The organism is Streptomyces sp. E11-3, from assembly GCF_046540415.1.
In the GTDB taxonomy this organism is placed as follows: Bacteria; Actinomycetota; Actinomycetes; order Streptomycetales; family Streptomycetaceae; genus Streptomyces.
In genome coordinates this window covers 773,049-790,903 of record NZ_JAZGRL010000003.1, presented here as the reverse complement: position 1 = coordinate 790,903, position 17,855 = coordinate 773,049, and the positions used below count along the sequence as shown (strand labels likewise).

At 71.6% G+C, this 17,855-nt stretch carries 12 protein-coding genes and 2 pseudogenes; 4 read left to right on the top strand and 10 right to left on the bottom strand.

From position 1 onward, the window contains the following. Together U9R90_RS33130 and U9R90_RS33125 are read right to left on the bottom strand one after the other, a co-directional pair. Positions 1-1,342: ATP-binding protein (locus U9R90_RS33130; protein WP_411060812.1), on the bottom strand; the 1,342-nt coding region annotated here is incomplete at its 3' end. After that, positions 1,339-2,037 carry a response regulator transcription factor gene (locus tag U9R90_RS33125; RefSeq protein WP_411060810.1) on the bottom strand — a complete coding sequence of 233 codons (699 nt, stop codon included), beginning with the start codon at positions 2,035-2,037 and terminating at the stop codon, positions 1,339-1,341. The genes U9R90_RS33130 and U9R90_RS33125, both read right to left, overlap by 4 nt. A 90-nt stretch (positions 2,038-2,127) precedes the next feature. On the opposite strand from U9R90_RS33125, the gene U9R90_RS33120 reads away from it, so the two are divergent. Next, on the top strand, positions 2,128-2,718 hold the full coding sequence (locus U9R90_RS33120) for a hypothetical protein (protein ID WP_411060809.1): 591 nt from the start codon (positions 2,128-2,130) through the stop codon (positions 2,716-2,718). A gap of 64 nt (positions 2,719-2,782) precedes the next feature. Here U9R90_RS33120 and U9R90_RS33115 read toward each other — a convergent pair whose 3' ends face one another. After that, a complete protein-coding gene (locus tag U9R90_RS33115; RefSeq protein WP_411060808.1) occupies positions 2,783-3,634 on the bottom strand; it encodes a spermidine synthase in 852 nt (283 codons plus the stop codon). A gap of 145 nt (positions 3,635-3,779) precedes the next feature. Continuing rightward, positions 3,780-7,124: a hypothetical protein gene (locus tag U9R90_RS33110; RefSeq protein ID WP_411060807.1), complete on the bottom strand. Its 3,345-nt coding sequence runs from the start codon at positions 7,122-7,124 to the stop codon at positions 3,780-3,782. A 228-nt stretch (positions 7,125-7,352) separates the two neighbouring features. Here U9R90_RS33110 and U9R90_RS33105 point away from each other — a divergent pair, with 228 nt between their 5' ends. Next, on the top strand, positions 7,353-9,008 hold the full coding sequence (locus U9R90_RS33105; RefSeq protein WP_411060806.1) for a recombinase family protein: 1,656 nt from the start codon (positions 7,353-7,355) through the stop codon (positions 9,006-9,008). A 160-nt stretch (positions 9,009-9,168) separates the two neighbouring features. Here the strand turns inward: U9R90_RS33105 and U9R90_RS33100 are convergent. Next, positions 9,169-10,080: pseudogene (locus U9R90_RS33100) on the bottom strand (DNA polymerase III subunit beta); the annotation flags it as partial. Position 10,081: 1 nt separating this feature from the next. Here U9R90_RS33100 and U9R90_RS33095 point away from each other — a divergent pair. Continuing rightward, positions 10,082-10,210, top strand: a pseudogene (locus U9R90_RS33095) (XRE family transcriptional regulator); the annotation flags it as partial. Between the two features lie 85 nt (positions 10,211-10,295). Here U9R90_RS33095 and U9R90_RS33090 read toward each other — a convergent pair. The 4 genes from U9R90_RS33090 to U9R90_RS33075 form a co-directional block, all read right to left on the bottom strand. Beyond that, positions 10,296-11,630, bottom strand: coding sequence for an AAA domain-containing protein (locus U9R90_RS33090; RefSeq protein WP_411060804.1), 1,335 nt, complete (start codon positions 11,628-11,630; stop codon positions 10,296-10,298). A 220-nt stretch (positions 11,631-11,850) separates the two neighbouring features. Then, complete coding sequence (locus tag U9R90_RS33085; protein WP_411060802.1) at positions 11,851-13,452, bottom strand: hypothetical protein; 1,602 nt, start codon at positions 13,450-13,452, stop codon at positions 11,851-11,853. Beyond that, positions 13,443-14,630 carry a hypothetical protein gene (locus tag U9R90_RS33080; RefSeq protein ID WP_411060801.1) on the bottom strand — a complete coding sequence of 396 codons (1,188 nt, stop codon included), beginning with the start codon at positions 14,628-14,630 and terminating at the stop codon, positions 13,443-13,445. Before U9R90_RS33080 ends, U9R90_RS33085 begins: the two co-directional genes overlap by 10 nt. Continuing rightward, the gene (locus U9R90_RS33075; RefSeq protein ID WP_411060799.1) at positions 14,527-15,456 is read right to left on the bottom strand and encodes a phosphatase PAP2 family protein; all 930 of its coding nucleotides are present in this window, start codon (positions 15,454-15,456) and stop codon (positions 14,527-14,529) included. Before U9R90_RS33075 ends, U9R90_RS33080 begins: the two co-directional genes overlap by 104 nt. Positions 15,457-15,743: 287 nt before the next feature. Here U9R90_RS33075 and U9R90_RS33070 point away from each other — a divergent pair, with 287 nt between their 5' ends. After that, on the top strand, positions 15,744-16,340 hold the full coding sequence (locus tag U9R90_RS33070) for a histidine phosphatase family protein (protein ID WP_411060797.1): 597 nt from the start codon (positions 15,744-15,746) through the stop codon (positions 16,338-16,340). Between the two features lie 72 nt (positions 16,341-16,412). Here the strand turns inward: U9R90_RS33070 and U9R90_RS33065 are convergent, their stop codons facing one another. Next, positions 16,413-17,810: a hypothetical protein gene (locus tag U9R90_RS33065; RefSeq protein ID WP_411060795.1), complete on the bottom strand. Its 1,398-nt coding sequence runs from the start codon at positions 17,808-17,810 to the stop codon at positions 16,413-16,415. Between the last annotated feature and the right edge of the window lie 45 nt (positions 17,811-17,855).

Below are 17,855 nucleotides of genomic sequence, written 5' to 3'. Positions count from 1 at the left end.
CCCGCCGCCCCGACACCGCCCGCCGCCCGTCCAGCTGCAGCCAGATCCGGACCTCCGTACCGCCGAGCACCGACGAGCCGATCCGGACGTCGCCGCCCGTGCTCTCGGCCAGCTGCCGCGCGATGTCCAGGCCCAGCCCGGTCGACCCCACGGCCTGGGACGTGCCGGGCCTGCCGCCGCGTGCCAGCGCGGCCTCCGGGTCGGTGATGCCGGGACCGGCGTCCGAGACCAGCACGATCACCGCGTCGTCGGCGCTGTGCACATCCACCGCGAAGGCGGTGCCCTCGGCCGTGTGCCGGAAGATGTTGCCGAGCAGGGCGTCCAGCGCCGCGCTCAGATCGGCCCGCGCCACCGGGACGCGTACCGGACGGTCCACGCCCGCGACCCGTACCTCGCGGGCCTCGTCCTCGGCGAGCGCCGACCAGAAGTCCATCCGCTCCCGGATCACCTCGGCCGCGTCACAGCCGATGCCGCCCTGCCCGGGCTGCGGCTTGGCCTCGCGCGCGGTGCGGATGATCGTGTCGACCTCGTGCTCCAGCTGCTCGACCGCGGCCCGGGTCTGGTCGGCGGTGGGCCCGTCGCCGAGCGAGGCCGCGTTCAGCCGCAGCACCGTCAGCGGGGTCCGCAGCCGGTGCGAGAGGTCGGCGGCGAGCTCCCGTTCGTTGGCCAGCAGCCGCACCACCTGGTCGGCCATCGAGTTGAAGGCGACGGCCGCCGACTTCAGCTCGGTCGGCCCCTCCTCGGGGACCCGCGCGTTGAGTTGCCCTTCGCCCAGGTCCTGGGCCGCGCCCGCAAGCCGTTTGGCCGGGAGGATCATCCGTACGCCCAGCCGGTCGGCGACCGCGACCGAGCCGACGATCAGCGCGACCCCGACCACGGCGAGCACCGCCCAGGCCGTGGTCACCCCGTTGGTGACCTCGTCCTCGGGTACGAAGACCTCGACGACCGCGATCTTCCCGGTGTTCAGGGCGGTGGGCTGCAGCAGGACGGAGCCGCCCGGCGCGTCCGCGATGGCGGCGCTGCCCGTCTCGCGGGTGGTGGCCAGGTCGCGCTGGGTGGCCCGCCGCTGGCCGATCTCCACGGCCGACGCGTCGCCCGCCGCCGGTACGTGCACGGCCATCCGGCCGTCCGCGCCCGCCTGGGTGGAGGCGACCGCGCGGGTCAGCTGGTCGCGGTCGGTGGTGATGGAGAGCGTCGGCCCGATCGCGGCGGCCTGCCGCTCGGCGCTGGAGAACGCCCGGTCGCTGGCCATCTCCTTGATGACCAGGCCCAACGGGACCGCGAAGGCGATCACGACCATCGCCGTCACCGCCAGGCAGACCCTGACCAACGCCCACCTCATCGCGGTGGCTCCGGTGGTTCGAGCTTGACCCCCACACCCCGCAGTGTGTGCAGATAGCGCGGTTTGGCGGCGGTTTCGCCCAACTTCCGCCGCAGCCACGACAGATGTACGTCGATGGTCTGATCGTCCCCGTACGACTGCTGCCACACCTCGGCGAGGAGTTCCTTGCGCGATACGACGACGCCGGGGCGCCCGGCGAGAAACGCCAGCAGATCGAACTCGCGCCGGGTCAGATCGAGCGTCGTCCCGTCCAACTCGGCCTGGCGGCGCAGCGGGTCGATACAGAGCCCGCCCACCCGGATCGCCCGGGACGCGGGCGCATCGCCGCCCTGGCCGCCCGAGCGCCGCAGCACCGCGGCCATCCGGGCCGACAGGTGCTCCACCGAGAACGGCTTGGTCAGATAGTCGTCGGCGCCGTCGTTGAGCAGCCGGACGATCTCGGCCTCGTCGTCCCTGGCGGTCGCGATGATCACGGGTACCTGGGTGATGCCGCGCAGCATCTTCAGCGCCTCGGCCCCGTCCAGGTCGGGTAGTCCGAGGTCCAGGATCACCAGGTCGAAACGGACATGGGCGACCTCGCGCAGCGCCTCAAGAGCCGTACCGACGCTCCGTACCGTGTGCGAGGCCTCGGTCAGATGCCGGATGAGGGCGGAGCGCACGAACTGGTCGTCCTCGACGACGAGCACACTTGCCATGGGCGGCACCGTACGCCATACGGGCGACCGGGGTCGTCTTCAGGCCAGCTCTGCACAGGGCTGGCGCACATGGTGCAGTATGGCCCCGCGATGCGAAGAGGACTGATACACGGCGCGGCCTGGACCTGCGCCACCGCGGCAGCGGTCACGCTGTCCTGGTGGGGTGTGCACACGGTGATGTCGGGCACGGCGTACGACCGGCCCCGCGCGCTGCCGATCGCGGGCCTGCCGCAGGACGGCTCCACGGACGGGTCGGCGGGCGACGACCGCCCGCAGTCCGCGTCCACACAGCGCCCCAAGGAGTCCCCGAAGCCCAGCGCGACGGACAAGGACCAGGGCAAGCCCGAGGACGACAAGTCCCCCGCCACCGACCGGCCGTCGAGCAGCACGCCAAGCGCCTCCGGCGCCCCGTCCCGCACCCCGGACGGCGGCGGCACGCCTACGGCCAAGGCCCCCAGCGGCAAGGTGAAGGGCTACACGGTCGACGGCGGCCGGGTCGTCTTCGACATCAAGGCGTCATCGGCCGAACTGGTCTCCGCGACGCCGAACTCCGGCTGGCAGATGCAGGTGTGGAAGCAGCCGAAGTGGATCAGGGTCACCTTCACGCAGGGCGACCGCGAGATCTCGGTGTTCTGCACCTGGCACGACCACGCGCCACTGGTGGAGATCGACGAACGCTGATCGCCACTGGTGGAGATCGACGAACGCTGACCGGCCGTGCGGTCACATCACCGGAATACGCCCGTCACCGGAACACGCCCGGCGGCGGTGCCGGTGAGGCGACCGCGCCCGCGTCGGTCACGGCGGCCGCTCCCCCGGTGAAGTCCTTCAGCGCCCGGCCGTGTTCGACCCGTCCGGGGTGCGGGTCACTGGCGATGCGACGGGTCAGGTCGGCGATCGGCAGCTCCTGGTCGGATGCGAGCAGTACGGCGTTACCGAACCGCCTGCCGCGCAGCACGGCCGGGTCCGCGGCGAGCGCGAGTTCGGGGAACACGGCGGCGGCGGTGGCGATCTGGCCGCGCAGATGGGCGAGCGGCGGACCGTCGGCGAGGTTCGCCGCGTAGTAGCCGCCCGGCCTGACGACCCTGCGTACGTCGGCGAGGAACTCCGTACTGGTCAGATGGGCCGGGGTCCTGGCGCCGCTGAACACATCGGCGATCAGCAGGTCGGCCCAGCCGTCGGGGATCTTGGCGAGCGCTTCCCTGGCGTCGGTGGCCCGCACCCGCACCCGCGCGTTGCCGTCCAACGGCAGCTCGCGCCGCACCAGTTGGACCAGAGCCGCGTCCCGCTCCACAACCTGCTGCGTGGACCGCGGCCGGGTGGCGGCGATATAGCGGGCCAGCGTGAAGCCACCGCCGCCCAGGTGCACGGCACGCACCGGCTTGCCGGGCGGCGCGACGAGATCGGCGATATGTCCGAGCCTGCGCTGGTAGGCGAAGTCGAGATAGGTCGGATCGTCCAGGTCCACGTGGGACTGCGGCGCACCGTCCACCAGCAGTGTCCAGGCCCGCCCCCGCTCCGGATCCGGCATCAGCTCGGCAAGCCCACCGTCCACCCGCTCGACGACGGCTTCCACTTCCCGCTTTCTCCTGGCCACGGGGCCATTATCGACCTGGGCGGGGGCGCGGGCGACACGCTCCCCAGGTGCCTGGTCTCCCCGGGTGCCCGGTTTCCCTAGGTGCTCGGTCTCCCTAGGTGCTCGGTCTCCCTAGGTGCTCGGTCTCCCTAGGTGCCGGTTCTCCCTAGCTGCTCGGTTCGTCGAACACCGTCATCCAGAGCATCAACCCGGCCGCTCCCATGACGGTCCACATGAGCGATCCGAAGAATTCGTGCGGGGTCTGACCGTTCGCGGTGAGAGCCCCCCACACGACCACGACCGCGGCCAACAGGAACACACCGCACGCCCACCAGTCCGTACGTCTCCCGCGCCGGATCGCCGCGTACAGGAAGGGGACCCACGCGAAGAGGCTCAACGAGCCCGCCACCACAAGGATCCACGCGGCCTTCTGTCCCGCTCCGGCCTCCAGGCGGCCCTGGCGTCTGGCGGTCGCGGCTGCCCGGCGCCGGTAGTTCCGGGACTCGTCCCGGCGCCCCGTCCTGGCCAGCAGCTTGCGGAGTCGCCTGGTGGCCCCCGCGTGCTCGCGGTCGGCCGCGCGGCGGTAGTACCGCTCGGCCGCCTCCGCGTCGCCCGCGGCCTCCAGCCGTACGGCGGTCGTGAAGGCGGCCTCCAGATGACCGCCGTCGGCCGCCTGGCGGTGGTACGGCGTCGCCTGCTCGCTCCGCCCGGACGCGTCCAGCAGTACGGCCAGCTCGGCGGCGGCCTCGCTGTGGCCGAGCCGGGCCGCCACGCGGAGGTACCCCTCGACCCGCTCCTGGCATTCGCGCGCGGTCAAGGAGCTCAGTCGGGTCTCTTTCAGGGACTCATCCAAGGCCCCGTCCGAGGCCTCATCCGACTCCCTGTAACGCGCCACTTCCGCCAGGCCCCGGAAGTAGCCGCTGCTGCTGTAGGCGTCCGCGGCGTCCTTGTCGCCAAGCGTGTGCCAGTGGCGCTCGGCTTCCTCGTCGCGCCCGGTCAGAAGCAGCAGCACGGCCAGTTTCGCGCCCTTGGCCTCCTCGCCCGCCGCCACGGCCTGCCGCGCGTAAGGCAGGGCCTCCTCCGCACACCCCATCTGCGCGAGAGCCGTGATCAGGAGAGACCTGGCGGTGTTGTCTCCCGCGTCGGCGGCGGGGCGGGCGAGTGCGGCCGCCTTCACGTTGTCGCCCGACCTGCCGGCGTCCAGGATGCTCTGGTGCAGCTCGTCCTCGAAGCCGGGGTTCCGGTCTTCCACGAGCCCCGCGAGCTGGAGCGCGGCGTACACATCGCCTCGGGTGGCCCGCCAGTGGAAGTACGCGTCGTCCGCGGTCCCGGTGCGCCGGACCAGGAGGACCTCAGCATCAAGGGAGTCGGCCGCTTCGATACGGCTGGTGACGGCGGCACGGGTGTAGAGCTGTTCGACCTTGGCGGGGTTCCCTTCCATCGCCGCCAGGCTGAGTGCCATCCCGACCTGCATCAGCCCGAACCGGGGAGTGCCCCCGAACCTCCGGGTGACCTCCGCGATGTCGTCCGTCCGTCCCGCTCTGGCCATGAGCAGGCCCAGGGCCGCGGCGGCGCCGCTGTTCCCGGCGTCGGTCGCGCGGCCCAGATGCTCTTCGGCCTCGCCCTCGCGCCCGGTCTCGGCCAGGAGCATCCCGAGCCCGGCCAGCGCCGGGACGCTGCCCGCGTCCGCGGCCCGCCGGTACCAGTCCTCCGCCTCCTCCTCCCGGTCCGTCTGGCGCAGGAGTTCGGCGAGGATGAACATCGCGCGGCGGTCCTCGTGCTTCGCGGCCAGCCGCAGCCACGCCTCGGCCTCGGGCTCACGCTCGCGTCCCAAACGCGCCAGGTACAGCCCGAGTTGGGTGGCGGCCGGGACCATCCCGGACTCCAGCGCGTAACGGAGGAGTTCCTCGGCCTCCTCCCCCCGTTCCTGGAGGTCCAGCAGGCACCCGAGGAGGTAGGCGGCTTCCGGCAGATCGGCGGTCAGCGGGCGCAGGGCCGCTTCCGCCACATGCCACAGGCTCGCGGCGACCGCGGCGTGTCCTACGGCGAAGCGGTCCATGGGCCGTGTCGCGTACGCGAGGGCCGCGTCCCACACCACGACGGGCACCGGCCCCTCGGTGTGGTCGGCGAGATAGTCGAACACCTCCCAGCCGTCGCCGTCCTCGGCGGGGAGCAGCAGACTCGTGGCCCCGTACCGCAGCTCGCCGGCCCAGGCGAAGGCCTCGTCCAGGCCCTCGGGGCGCAGCCGGTGGCCTCCGGCTTCGGCGAGGTGGTGCTGGTGCACCTCGACCAGGAGCGTGCGGGGGTAGGGACCCTCGAGTCCGACGCGTGCCAGGTCGACGGCGGCGGCGACGAGCGCGGCGCCGCGCGGGTTGCCGCCGGGGTGCGCGGCGTCCCGCCACTCCTGGAGCAGGGCGGGCCCCGCCGCGAGGTACTCGGCGATGCCGTACGGACCGTGGTGCGCGACCGCGTCCGCGATACGGCTGTCGTCGACGCTCCCGGCGCGGCGCAGTTCGGGCTGGCTCCACACCCGGTCGACGTCCACGCGCTCCGCGACGTTCAGGACCTGGGCGCCGAGGGCTGCGGCCCCGCCGCGCGCGTCGCCCGCTTCGGGGTCCTGCGGGTCCTGCGGGTCCCAGGCCCGTGCCCGTGGGCCGAACCCGTCCAGTTGCCTCAGCCGCATGGTCGCCAGCACGGGTGCGGGGGTACGGGCCAGCTCGGCCAGCAGGCCGGGCGTGAGCCCGTCGGGGCCCAGGTACCGTTCCAGGTCGTCCAGCCAGACCACACAGGGGACCTCCGCGCGGGCCACGGCCCGTGCCACCGCCGCCACGTCCGTGGCCGTCGCGGGCCGCAGGACACGGTGGCCGGGCAGGACGGCCTTGAGCGCCTCGAAGGCGGCGCGGGTCTTGCCCGCCGTGGAGTCGCCGGTGACCAGCACCAGGCCGCCCTCGTGTGCGGCGGTGGCCAGCCGCTCCCGCAGCGTCTCGTCACAGTCCCGCGCCACGTACGGGGGAAGCGTGCTGGCGTCGTCGCCCGGGCGGGCCCGGTGCACCCCGGCCGCGAGCCCGTCCCAGGTCCCGGCGCCGGGCCAGTACCCGGGGTCCCGCAGGTAGGCGGGGTCGGGCGGCGGGGGTGTGCTGACGGTCAGCTCGCCGACCCTGCCGATCTGCATGACCGTGCCGTGCTGCCCGCCGACCATCAGGTTGACGTGCGCGCCCTCGGCCGCTCCTTCACCCACTCCGCCGCCCGCTGCCCAGAGGGCGGCGAGGGCCTCGCCGAAACCCTCCTGTGCCCGGGCGCGTTCGGCCAGGGCCACCGCCAGCTCACCGGCGCGCGCGGCGTCGGAGGGAGCGGCCGCGAGGGCGGACAGCTCCCGCTCCCCTGTCGGGCAGGTGACGCCCTGGGGCAGCGGACTCCGTACGAGACGGTCCAGCGCCTCCCAGCGTGACCGTGCGGCGTCGTCCCCGGCCATCGCCGTGGCCAGCAACAACCCGTTCCACACCAGCTCCACGCGTCACCCCCTGACCCCGACCCTAGGCGTCAATCAGCCACGAGGAAAGACCAGTTGATCCTGACCGTCCCTACGGACGCCACGCCCGAACCCGGCCACACCCCACACAGCCCGATGCTCCGCCAGCCAGGTCGCGTGATTCGTGTTTCAGGCCTCAGATTCCAAGATCACCATGTAATTTTGAGAGACCGCTGTACATGAGAGACCGCTGTATAGAGGGGGAACGACATGCCGTACAAACCGTCACCTGGCACCCGTGTTCTGAAGATGCGCCGCATCAGTCGGGACTCTGAGGACAGCTCCGCCCTGGCGCGGCAAGCTGAGGCTCTGGACGGTGCGGCCATCGAAGGCCGGTACGACGCCGTGGGGGATGTCGAGGACTCGTTCGTCTCTGGAGCGATCAGCCCGGAGGAGCGGCCTGGTCTGGGCAGGTGGATGCGTGAACCGCTCTGGTACGAGTGGGACGCCATCATGGTCACTTCGCTTGACCGCATCACTCGCAATCAGACCCACTGGGAAATGTTCGCGGACAAGTGCTACCAGAGCGGAAAGGATGTCATCTGTCTTGATGACCCTTCGCTGGATATCACTCCGGGCAACGGCCGAATGATCGCCTACATCAAGGCGACACAAGCGCAGGAGTACCGGGAAGCCATCGTGCAGAAGCGCAGGAATCAGACTCAGTACTACAGGGACGAATCGTTGTGGGGTGGCGGCACATGGCCCTTCGGGTATCGTCCGACGCTCACGGAATACCAGGGCGGGCAGCGCTACAAGCTGGAGATTGATCCCGTGACTGGCCCTCTGATCAGAGAGGCTTACGAGCGCATCGCGGAGCAGGGGTGGAGCATGAGTCGCCTTTGCAACGACTGGAACGCGCGCAGCGTCCTCACATCGCAGGATTACCAGCGGAGCGTCAACGCAGCCGAGAAAAAGGCCGGCGTCAAGACGCAACTCAAAGGAACCAAGTGGACGACTTCCATCTTGGGGAAGATCCTGAAAAAGCCTATCCTGAAGGGAGTCGCCATGCATAAAGGTGAGCCTCTGCTGCGTGACGGCATTTCCGTGCGGTGGGCTGATCCGGTCCTGGATGACGATGAGTTCGACAAGTTGCAAGTGGCTGTGAAGGAGCTCGGTCAGCACCGGGCGGGAATTAAGTCCAATGCATCTCCCATGACGGGCGTTCTGTACTGCCCGTGCGGAAAGAAGATGTACGAGAACAGCTCAGTAGGAAAGCTGAACACGGGGGAGGTGCGGCACCACAAGTACTTCCGTTGCTCGTCGTGGTCCAACGGGAAGGCGTGTGATTTTTCCACCTCATGGCCGCAGGGCGAGATTTACGCCACCGCGGAGCACGCGTTCCTCTCCAAGTTGGGTGGTGACGAGATCACGGAACGCCGCTACATCCCAGGCAAGGACAACAGGAAGAAAATCAAGGAACTGGAGCACGCCATCGACAACCTGGCGCAATCTATTTCCTTGGCGTCCTCCCCTGCCGTGGTCGCCTCGATCACGGGAACCATGGAACGGCATGCCGTCAATCTCGAAGCGTTGAAGGAGGAACCTTTCGTGCCCGGCAGGTGGGAGGTCACTGGTACGGGACAGACCTACGCCGCGAAGTGGTCCGCCATGGAGGAATGGAAGGAACGTGGGCCATTCCTCCGGAAGGCAGGATTTCGACTCTTCGCCTGGGGGCACTCGAAGGACAAGAGCCGAGACATGGAAATCTACGTCATCTCGCCGAATGATGTGACATCGAAGGAAAGCGATACCCTTTCTGACGCCGTGGAGCCAAGCGACGAAAAGGAATGGGATCTGCAAGCCCTGAAGATCTTCAAGGGTGTCATTGAAGCTGAGCTGGAAAGCATCCAGAATTCTGCGTGATCCGAAATTGACACCGACAATGGTGCACAACGGCCGTCGGTCGCAACAATCCCACCGCAGCCGTGCCAATTGGCACCCAAAAGCGGAAGATCCTACGAGCTCGCCCCCGCGTCCGGTTTACGCAGGAGCGAGCAGTCGGAGGCGCCTGTCCCCTCTGCCGCTAGTTGTCCAGGCTGACCGGCATCAGTATCGAGAACGTGTTCTCGGTGTCGGATCGGCGAATCGCCAGGGGCGCCGTAGCAGCGCCGAACTCCAGAATCAGTTGGTCTCGGGCTCCGGCAGCGAGCGCGTGCAGCAGGAATTCGCGGTTGACGGCGACGTGGTTCGGGTCATCGTCACCGTCCTCGCAAACGGTCACCGAGCCGTCGGCCGCCACCTTGAGCACGCTGAGGTCGCAGGGCATGCCGTCCTTCTTGCGCACCCCGCCTGCCCGGACAGGGCCGGTTTCCAGCGCATCACGGAAAGCCGGCACATCGACGAGTGACCGACGCCCTGTCGGCAGGCGGACGAGGCGACGGTAATGGGGGAAGTCGTGATCGAGGCACTGACCGGCCGCCTCCCGGTCCCCGGTCTCCAACGTCACGCGGCCACCGTCCACGGCGAGCTGGACGGGTTCCTCGCCATTCAGCAGCGCGCGCATCGCGTCGGCGAGCGGGATGGGCACGATGACCTGCACGCGGGGCCCGCCGTGGCCGGCGGTAGCGGCATGCGTGACGGCCATCCGGCACCGATCGGTGGCCACGACTTGGAGTGATTCACCCTCGATGTCGAACAGGACACCGCCGAGCATTGGCAGTTCCGGGTCGGTACCGGCGGCGAACCGGACCGCGTCGAGGGCGGCGGCCAGCTCGGGCGCGGAGACGGCCATCCGGACTGCGTCGGTGTGGAGCAAAGCCATGGGATTCTCCCTGCGTTCGAGTATTGCTCGGACCGTGGAGAACTCAATGCGGGCATCGGACAGCCCCAGTTCAAGACGGCGCAGGTGCGCCTGAAGCAGCTTGCGCACAAGATCGGTATCCGCACTGGACCAGCCAGCCAGTGCCAGCCGAATGTCCGTCAGCGGCATACCTGCCGGAGCCGTTCAGATGCTCGTCGAGCCGACAGGCCGACGCATGGCCGGTAAGTGGGTCGGATTCGGCAAGGACTTCGACGTGAACACCGGTCCCTGGGAGCTGAAACTCCTGGACACCAACACATCGTAGGCCGCCTTGGAACGGTACTCACGCACACCGGAGTGACCTGAGGAGTCGCCCCCTTCCTGGTGGGGTGGGAGGGGGCCTATCTGCGCTACGGCCGCCATGACACCCGGTGGTTGGACAGGTGATCATACGTGGTCATCATTGCGTCCCAACCATCCGGGAACTTCACCGTGACACCGAGTTGGACCGGCTCGGTCGACGGGTGGTCGTCGAGGAGTTCGGCTACGCCCGCGCGGCAGACGACGATGCAGGCGTGGCGGTGGCGGGAGGCCAGGACGCAGAGGCGGCCCGTTTCCAGGTGGAAGGCGGTGGCGTCGGGGCGGCCGGAGAGAGGGTGCAGGACGACGGTGACGTCGTATTCGCGGCCCTGGAGGCGGTTGGCGGTGTCGACCGTGACGCCGCTGACCGCGAGGTCGGCCAGGGCCGCGCGGACCGCGGCGGCCTGGTCGCGGTGGGCGGTGCCGACGGCGATGCGGTCGGGGGTGAGCGGGGTGGGGTCGGGCGCGCGCTCGCTGAGGGTCGCGCCGCCGCGGTCCAGGAGGCGGCGGACCACCTGGGCCACGGCCTGGACCGCCTCGGGGTCCGTGCGCGGGGTGTGCCGGGCGGGCAGCTCCAGCAGACCCCAGCCGGACGCGGCCGCCTCGTCGATGACCCGGTCGGGCGCGGAACCGTCGGCGGCGACCCCGAACGTCAGCGCCCGGTCGCCGTGGTCGGTGCCGCTGCGGAACTGCGTGTACGGGTAGAAGGCATCGCTGACCAGGGGCGCGGCGGACGCGGGCAGCCGCCAGGACACCGGCAGGCGGTGCTGCGGCAGCTCCGGGTTGTGCGCGAGGAGGGTGGTCACCGCGCTGGCGGACGGATCGTAGGTGAGCCCGGCCCACTGCTCGGAGCCGACGATCGCGAACGGGTCCAGCTGTCCGGGGTCGCCCACGAACAGCGCCCGCTCGAAGAGTCCGGCCACGGCGAGCAGCGCGTCCGAGCGCATTTGGTACGCCTCGTCGACGATGGCGTGCCGCCAGGGCTCGACGCCCTTGACGTGCGCCCACTTGGCCGCCGTGGAGATGACGACGTCGAGCCCGGCGAGGTCGGCCGCCTTCGCCGACTTGCGTACGTTGGCCAGGTCGTCCAGGGCCTTGTCGTACGGGTCCGCGTCGCTGCTGTGCAGCCGCCCGACGGGCAGCTCGGGCTGCTTCTCGGCGAGGCGGAGCACCAGGTCGTCGACCTGGGCGTTGGTCTGGGCGACCACCATCAACGGGCGTCCGGCGGCGGCCAGTTCCAGGGCGGCGTTCACCACCAGGGTCGACTTCCCGGCGCCGGGCGGCGAGTCCACGACCACGCCGCGTGCGGTGCCGTGCAGGGTGTCGCGCAGGATGGCACGGGTGGCCTCGTCGGCGGCGGCGCCGGGGTCGAACGGCTCGGTCACCTGATCCCTCTCGTCCGGTAGCGTGCCGGGCGCGGGTTGCGAGAACCAAGCCTCCCGCGCGTGCTGATCGAGAGCCAAGACAGCACATGCACCTCCGAGTTCGCTGTATCCCACCGGGCAGGTTCCGTCCCGGCTGGTGTAGAGGGAGTAAGACCCTGTCGGGCGTTGACCCTCGGGGCTTCCTGAGCCAGGAATCCCCTCGCGTCAGTTGGGGGAGGGTTCAAAGCAGGTCCTCCTCGGTCACCGGGTCGGGAAGCGGCACGGCCACCGCGTCACCGTGGGCCTCCGGGGGCCCGCCGTGGGTCCACGGTGTCTCCTCCGGCTCGGGGAGCGTTGGCCCGCCCCTCGGCGCGTGGTCGAACAGGGTCCAGCAGACCCGGTCGCCCTTGTCCGGCACCGACCCGGCCTCCGGCTCCTTGCCGCGCCCCATCTTGTCCAGCAGCCGCAACACCACCGCGCCGTCCGCCTCGTACGCCACGAACTGAGCCGACTGGGGTTTGCCCGCCAGCGAGCGGTAGACCTTGGCCCCCTCGCCGAGGTGCGGCCGGTCGTCCGTACGGACCGTGACCAACGGCCGCGGGCTGGGCCGCTTGCTCTCGCTGTACGCCATGACCACCTCGGTCACCTCACCGGCGAAGGCCTCCCCGGCCAGCCGGCGCCCGGCCATCACCAGCGGGTCGTCCAGCGCCTCCTGGGCTTCGAGGCGGGCCTGTGCGGTCTCGCGCGCGGCGAGTTTGCCCGCCGCGGTGACCGCGTCGTCCTGGCGGGGCTGCGGGGGTTCGCCCGCCAGGACGCGGCCTTGGTGACCGGTGTACGACCAGCGGTCACGCGTCCAGCGCTCGGCCGCGCGGTCGCCTTCGGGCAGCTCGCGCAGCAGGTCAAGGCCGCGCCAGACGGCGTCCCAGGTGGGTCGGGTCCGGCTCTCGACGAGGACGCGGATCTGCTGCTCGGCGGCGGTGAGTTCGGCCAGCTGCCGGTCGGCGGCGAGGCCGTCTTCGGCGGCCGCGAGTGCCGTACGCGCGTGGTCGTAGCGCTCGATGGCGGGGGCGAGGAGCCGGTTGTCGAACGCCGGGTCGGTGGCCGGTCCCGCGGGCGGGCAGAGGAGCTGGCCGTGGGTGTCCCTGGCGAGCTCGGCACGGAGGGCCGCCTCGGCTCCGAGCTCGCCCGGCGGCGGGTCGATCCAGGCGAGCAGCGCGCCCAGGTGCTGGTCCTCCAGGCTGGACTGGCCGCTGGCCCAGTGCCGGGACAGCAGGTCCGTCATGGCCGTCAGCAGCGCGGACCCCGGCACTCTGGCCCGCTCCCCAAGGTGGGTGAGCCAGCGGCCGAGCAGGGGGACGCGCGGTGGCGCCGGGTAGGGCGTGTCCGGGTCCTGTTCCGCGGTGCGCCGGAACCGCATGGACCGGCCGAGCAGCCGTACGTACTCGACGCCGGCCCTGCTGGGCACGACCAGCTGCGGGGCGTCCGTGCACAGCTCGACCTCGACCTTGACGCGCTTGCCGGTCTCCGGGTCGGTCTCGCTGCGTTCGGCGGCCTCGGTGTCGGCCGCGAAGCCGTCGACGTAGGGCAGGACGACCTCGGCCAGCTCCGCGAGGAACGCGAACCTCAGGTCGCGGTCGCGGGGCTGGGGGACGACCAGGAGCCGGGGTTCGTCGCGGTCGGTGCCGACCAGGGCGCCCAGGGGGGCGCCCGCCTCGCCCGCCGTTGTCAGCGGGACGAACACGAGTGGGCGGTCGGTTAGGTGGCGGTGCCGGACGGTGGCTACGGGTTGGGCCCGGCCCGTCTGTACGGCTTCCAGGCGGGCGAGGGTTGCGGTCAGCGACATCGCGGACCTCCCATGGCCTCCGCGCGCAGTGCCGCCGCGCGGCGCAGCGCCGCCACCGTCGGGTCGTCGGGATCGCCGGATTCGCCGCGGGCCGCCGCGAGTACCCCGGACACCGTCGTGAGCTCCCCGAGCTCGCCCCGTACGGAGCGGCCGAGCGCGGTCACGGTGCCCTCGGCGCGGGCCCGCTCGCGGCAGTGGAAGGCCAGCTCGCAGGCGGCCAGGCACTCGGGGGCGTACGCGGCGGGAACGGACTCGACCGCGGCCGTCAGCTCGTCGGCCGGGCGCTCGGGGTCGAAGGTCGTGCCGGGCGGCAGCGCGGCGGCGATGTCCTCGATCCGGGTCAGCCGGGCCAGCTGGCGCCGGGTCACGGACAGCTGCTTGCGGACGTCGACGACGGACGCGGTCGGGAGGTTGGAGAAGTCCTTGGGGCAGACCAGCAGGACGCGGTGGTGGACGCGCGCGGTAGCCGCGGGCCCGGCGATCCGGTCAGCGACCCGTTCCAGGGCCAGGGCGTACACCGCCGCCTGGCGGGCCGCCGCGCCCACCTTCGCGGCGTCCGCCGAGCCGTCGATCATCGGGAAGGACTTGATCTCGACGACCGTCCAGTGGCCGTCCGGATGCACCACCACCGCGTCCGGCTCCAGGAAGGCCACCGACCCGGCGACGTCGAGCGCGAGCATCGGATGGTCGAGCAGGGTCCAGCCCCCGGCCCCGGCGGCCTCCCGCAGGGCGAGCGCGGTACGGGCGGCCCGGCCCTCGGGCCCAGCCGCCGTGAGATCGGGGGTGGCCGCCATGCCGGGCACCGGCTCGGGGCCGCCACCGACGCGCTCGTACACCAGGCGCAGCAGATCGGCGCCGCCGTCCGCCTTCACGCGTGCCTCGAAGGCGTTCCCCCGGACGAACGCGAACTGGGACTGGCCGAACCCCGACGGTGAGCCGAGTGCCTGGGCGAGTACGGACTTGTCCACGCCCGCGCCGTCCAGCAGCGCGCGCCGTCGGCAGCCGGGGTTGGCGGCGAGTGCGGCCAGGGCGCGGGCGTCCAGCGGCTTGGGCGGGGCCGCGGGGCCCCGCAGCTCAGCGAGCCGCTGTCGCAGCGGTGTCGCCGGTGCCGTCCCTGGCCCCGTTGTCCGCGTCGGCGGGGCGGTTGCCGGTCCCGCGCTGATGGGGAATTCGCTCACCTGCGGAAGTCTCGCATCCGCCACTGACAACCGGGGCCGAAGCGCCGGACGCGGCCGCCGCGACCGGTGCGAACCGTGACCGCACGCGCTGCGAGAGCCGCAGCGCGGGCCGGGTGAGCAGCAGGCCGAGCCCCATCACGGCGGCGCCCGCGACCGCGTCCAGGAAGTAGTGGTTGGCGGTGCCCATCACCACGATCGTGGTCAGCAGCGGGTAGGCGACGCCTAGGGTCTTCATCAGCGGCGTACGCCCGTGCCGCCACAGCATCACCCCGCACCACAGGGACCATCCGACGTGCAGGCTGGGCATCGCCGCGTACTGGTTGGTCATGCCGCCCAGACCGCGCGGCGCGCTCGCCTCGGCGCCCCACCAGCCGTACGAGCTGTACTGGGCCATGGTGTCGACGAAGCCGTGGCTCGCGTCGAGCAGCCGCGGCGGGCAGGTCGGCATGAGGGTGAAGCCGACCAGGCCGATCAGCGTGGACCCCATCAGCCAGGTGCGGGCCGCGCGGTAGTGCACGGCGCGGTTCCGGAACAGCCAGACGAGGATCGCGGGCGTCACCAGGTAGTGCAGTGAGGCGTAGGCGAAGTCGGCGGGTACGCCCAGCCAGGCGTGGTCGGTGAAGAGCCGGTTCAGCGGGTGCTCGGCGTTGAGGGTCAGGGACTTCTCGAGCCGGAGGATCGCCAGGCCGTTGTCGACGGCCGTGGACACGTCTCCGCGGACGACCAACCGCCCCAGCGAGTACGCCACATACACCACGACGATCAGCGGCAGCTCGCTCCAGACGCGAGGCCGCCCGTCGGTGCGAGGCACCCGATTACGCGGCATCCGATCGCTCCCCCTCTGTGTGCTCGGCGACCGAAGGCTGGTCGGGCCGGTCGTCCACCCTACGGGTACCTGTCCGGGGCGACGCGGCCGCCCCGGTCGGCGCCGCCACCGCCCTGGGGCTTCGTACGGGTTCGTGCGGGAAAGACGCGGAGATCAGGTCCGGGGTTGCGCCACAGGGCTGTTTGTCGAGGAGTTCACCAAGGTGCGCGATGATGGATGGGGCGGGACGCCAGCGCTGTCGTGACCTGTCCGCAGAACGTACTTTGCACACCTTTGGGAGTGACCTCATGGCACCGCGCATCCTGCTGGCACGGCACGGACAGACCGCATGGTCGCTGGCCGGCAAGCACACCGGCAGGACGGACATCCCGCTCCTGGACGAGGGGCGGCGCGGCGCCAAGCTGCTGGGCGACCGGCTCCAGGGCGCGCCGTGGGACGGCCTGCCGGACGTGGAGGTGCGCACCAGTCCGCTCCTGCGCGCGCGTGAGACGTGCGACATCGCCGGTTTCGGGGACCGGGCCAAGGAGTGGGACACGCTGATGGAGTGGGACTACGGCGCGTACGAGGGACTGGCCCCGGCCGATATCCACGCGCTGCGCCCAGGGTGGCTCATCTGGCGTGACGGCGTCCCCGAAGGGGAGACATTCGCCCAGTTCACGGCCCGTGCGGACGAGGTCGTACGGTGGGCGCGCTCCGCCGACCGCGATGTGCTGCTCTTCGCCCACGGGCACATGCTGCGCGCCATAGGGGCCCGCTGGCTCGGCCTCCCGCTCGACTTCGCGGCCCGTATCCGGCTCAACCCGACCTCGCTGTCGATCCTGGGATGGGCGTACGGGGAGCCGGCGATCGAGTCGTGGAACGACACGGGGCACTTGGACGGGTAGCACCCGCCCCGCCGCACAGACCGGTCAGGCGGTACGCGAGCGGACCGGTCAGACCGTGCGCGGCCGGACCCGTCAGGCCGTACGCGGCAAAGCCGCATGCCGGTCCAGGAAGCCGTCGACGCCCGCGGCACGCCGGTGCCCGGCCAGCATCCGGCTGGTGCGGGCCAGTATCGCCTGCACCCGCGAGGACTGGACCTCGTCCAGCAGGTCGAGGACCTGGTGCCCGGCCGCCGCGGCCTCGTCCGGGTGCCCCGCGCGGGCCAGGTCGTCGGCGAGCTCCGAGGTGTACAGCGCGAGGTTCCGGGTGAAGTGCGGGTTCTGCAGCGCGGCCGCGTACCGGGCGTACCGCGCGGCCCGTGGCCAGTTGCCCAGCGCCGACCAGCACTGCGCCTCAAGACCCGAGAGCTCGGCCTCGCCGTAGAAGGTCATCCACTCGGGGTCCGCGTCCGATGGGCCGCGGTCGAACAGGGACCGCGCGCGGGCCAGCGCCTGCCCGCACCCCGCACTGTCCCCGAGCCCCGCCCAGCCGCCCGCCTCGCGCAGCGCGAGCAGCGAGAGCAGCCGGTCCGAGCCGCAGGCCCTGGCCGACCGCTGCGCCGCCTGCGCGGCCCGTACCGCCTCGCGGTGGCGGCCCGCGTCCCGGGCGAGGAAGGACATGTTGCAGAAGGCGTGTGCCTCCAGGGCCGTGTCCCCCGCCATCCGCGCGGTCGCCAGTGCCTCCGCGTAGTGCGAGCGGGCGTCGCCGAAGCGGCCCGAGTCATGGGCCAGCCAGCCCACGGTGATGGCCAGTTCACCGGCGCTGCTGTGCAGCCGGTCGGCCGTGGACTGCCGGGACGTTCCGGCGTCGAGCAGCGCGTAGGCGGTGCGCAGCTCGGTCGCCGCCCGCTGGTAGAGGCCGTCGGCGCCGTGCCGGTCGTCAAGGAGCCGGATGCGGCGTACGGCGTCTTCGGCCGCGGCGGCCTCGGCCCGTCCCGCCTTGCCGCGGCCGCCCGCGGCGCGCGGGCCGGTGGCCGCGGCGGCCTCGGCGCCCAGGCCGGCCAGGCCCAGTGAGACGGCGGCCACGGTGGCCGTGCCCCCGGTCATGAATGCGCGGCGCAGCACGTCGCTCTCCTCATCGCTCTGTGTGCTGTGGGTGTTCTGGAGCGTGGTGTGCGCAGGCGGCGTGACGGTAGCGCCGCGCGCCCCCCGCCCTCGTACCGTCTCCCGTGGCGCGAACCCCAGGTCGGTCAGCGTCCGGCCGGGGAACATGTGCAGGAACACCCGCTCGTACGCGTAGTTCGGGCAACGGATCTCACCCGACTCGACCCGGCCGATGTACCGCGCGTCGCAGGCGACGTGCTCGTCGATCTCCCGGGCCGCCCGGCGCACCACCGAGGCGAACTCGCCCGGTGAGAGCTGTCCGCGCAGCCGCCGGAAGGCGAGGTTCGGTCGGGGGGACCCCGCTGACGATGCCGTTGGTGACGACGCCATTGGCCACGGCCTCTCGTGATGTTCAGTGCCGGAGTACGCGAGCGC

Coding starts and splice junctions, on each gene's coding strand:
- U9R90_RS33120 (WP_411060809.1), top strand. CDS start 2,128: ATGCGAAGAGGACTGATACACGGCGCGGCCTGGACCTGCGCCACCGCG.
- U9R90_RS33065 (WP_411060795.1), bottom strand. CDS start 17,810: ATGGCGTCGTCACCAACGGCATCGTCAGCGGGGTCCCCCCGACCGAAC.
- U9R90_RS33070 (WP_411060797.1), top strand. CDS start 15,744: ATGGCACCGCGCATCCTGCTGGCACGGCACGGACAGACCGCATGGTCG.
- U9R90_RS33105 (WP_411060806.1), top strand. CDS start 7,353: ATGCCGTACAAACCGTCACCTGGCACCCGTGTTCTGAAGATGCGCCGC.
- U9R90_RS33125 (WP_411060810.1), bottom strand. CDS start 2,037: ATGGCAAGTGTGCTCGTCGTCGAGGACGACCAGTTCGTGCGCTCCGCC.
- U9R90_RS33085 (WP_411060802.1), bottom strand. CDS start 13,452: ATGTCGCTGACCGCAACCCTCGCCCGCCTGGAAGCCGTACAGACGGGC.
- U9R90_RS33075 (WP_411060799.1), bottom strand. CDS start 15,456: ATGCCGCGTAATCGGGTGCCTCGCACCGACGGGCGGCCTCGCGTCTGG.